Below are 2,140 nucleotides of genomic sequence, written 5' to 3'. Positions count from 1 at the left end.
TGTCGGCGACGCCTGAAAACTGACCCTTGAGCGTCGGCTGAAAATGGACCCCCCTCGGCCACGCTGAGGAGGGTGATGACCGTGGAGGACTGGGCGGAGATCCGCAGGCTGCACCGGGTTGAGGGGATGGCGATCAAGGCGATCGCTCGCCGGCTGGCAGTCTCGAGGAACGCGGTGCGTCGGGCGTTGGCCCGCGACGAGCCGCCGAAGTACGTCCGGTCGCCGAAGGGCTCGATCGTGGATGCGGTCGAGCCGGTGATCCGTGAGCTGTTGCGCACGACCCCGGACATGCCGGCCACGGTGATCGCCGAGCGGATCGGGTGGACCCGCTCGATCACGGTTCTGAAGGACCGGGTGCGCGAGATCCGTCCGTACTACTTGCCGCCGGACCCGTCCACGCGCACGAGCTATGACCCGGGCCACCGGGTCCAGTGCGACCTGTGGTTCCCGCCGGTGCAGATCCCGTTGGGGGCCGGACAGGTCGGGGCCCCGCCGGTGCTGGTGATGAGCGCGGGCTACTCGCGGATGGTGTTCGCGGTGATGATCGCGTCTCGGCAGGCCCCTGACCTGATCTTGGGGCACTGGGAGCTGCTTCAGCGGATGGGCGCGGTCCCGCGCGAGCTGGTCTGGGACAACGAGGTCGCGGTCGGGTCCTGGCGTGGTGGCAAACCGAAGCTCGCTGAGGAGTTCGAGGTCTTCCGCGGGATCTTGGGCATCGGGGTGCGCCAGTGCCGCCCACGGGACCCGGAGGCCAAGGGCCTGGTCGAGCGCACCAACGGCTACTTCGAGACCTCGTTCTTGCCCGGGCGCACGTTCACCTCGGTCACCGACTTCAACGCTCAGCTGACGCAGTGGCTGGTCAGGGCGAACTCCCGTCATCACCGGACGCTGGGCTGCAAGCCGGTCGACCGGTGGGCCACCGACCTGGCCGCGATGGTCGCGTTGCCGCCGGTGACCCCGACCCTGGGCTGGCGAGTGACGACGAGGTTGCCGCGCGACCACTACGTCCGGCTGGACTCCAACGACTACTCCGTCGACCCGGTCGCGGTCGGCCGCAAGGTCGAGGTGGCCGCCGACCTGGACCACGTCACCGTCAGGCTGGGCGAGCGCCTGCTCGCGGTCCACGACCGGTGCTGGGCTCGCCATCAGACGATCACCGACCCCGCGCACCGGGCCGCGGCATTGGCCATGGCCGCCGCGCGGCACGATCGCCCGCCCACCGAGCAGGCCGGCGAGGTCGAACAGCGCGACTTGGCCGACTACGACCGCCGCTTCGGGCTGGAGGTCGCCTGATGGCCACGACCAAGGCCCGTGACGTCACCGCCGAGATCGCGTTCTTGACCCGGGCGCTGAAGGCACCCACGATGCGCGAGGCCGTCGACCGGCTCGCCGAACGGGCCCGCACGGAGTCCTGGACCCATGAGGAGTTCCTCGCCGCGGTCCTGGGCCGCGAGGTCGCCGCCCGCGAGGCCCACGGCGGTGAAGGCAGGATCCGCGCCGCCCGGTTCCCGGCTCGCAAGTCGTTGGAGGAGTTCGACTACGACCACGCCCGCGGCCTCAAACGCGAGCAGATCGCCCACCTGGGCACCTTGGACTTCATCGCCAGCCGGGACAACGTCGTCCTGATCGGCCCGCCCGGGACCGGCAAGACCCACCTCGCCACCGGGATCGCGATCCGCGCCTGCCAAGCCGGCCACCGGGTCCTGTTCGCCACCGCGGCCGAATGGGTCGACCGGCTCGCCACTGCCCACCACGACGGCAGGTTGCAGGACGAGCTAAGCCGTCTGCGCCGCTACCCGCTGCTGGTCATCGACGAGGTCGGCTACATCCCCTTCGAACCCGAAGCCGCGAACCTGTTCTTCCAGCTCGTCTCGGCCCGCTACGAACGCGCCTCGCTCATCGTGACTTCGAACAAGCCCTTCGGGCGCTGGGGCGAGGTCTTCGGCGACGACACCGTCGCCGCCGCCATGATCGACCGCCTCGTCCACCACGCCGACGTCATCGCCCTCAAGGGCGACTCCTACCGGCTCAAGAACCGCGACCTCGGCCGCCCGCCGGCGGCCGCGACCGACTGAACACACCACGAGAGGGGTCCACTTTCACACGACGCCAGGGGGTCCGTTTTCACCCGTCGTTGACA

General features: G+C 70.0%; 2 protein-coding genes. Both read left to right on the top strand.

Annotation, left to right across the window (positions count from 1 at the left end; translation table 11 throughout):
* Positions 1-72: 72 nt before the first annotated feature.
* Positions 73-1,293, top strand: a complete 1,221-nt coding sequence (gene istA, locus ASD06_RS04710) for an IS21 family transposase (protein WP_056673962.1) — start codon at positions 73-75, stop codon at positions 1,291-1,293.
* Positions 1,293-2,075, top strand: coding sequence for an IS21-like element helper ATPase IstB (gene istB, locus ASD06_RS04705; RefSeq protein WP_056673959.1), 783 nt, complete (start codon positions 1,293-1,295; stop codon positions 2,073-2,075). Before istA ends, istB begins: the two co-directional genes overlap by 1 nt.
* Positions 2,076-2,140: the final 65 nt, after the last annotated feature.

Origin of the sequence: Angustibacter sp. Root456, from assembly GCF_001426435.1 — a bacterium.
Taxonomy (GTDB): domain Bacteria; phylum Actinomycetota; class Actinomycetes; order Actinomycetales; family Angustibacteraceae; genus Angustibacter.
Note: the sequence above shows the minus strand (reverse complement) of the source record. Positions and strands in the feature narration are given on the sequence as shown.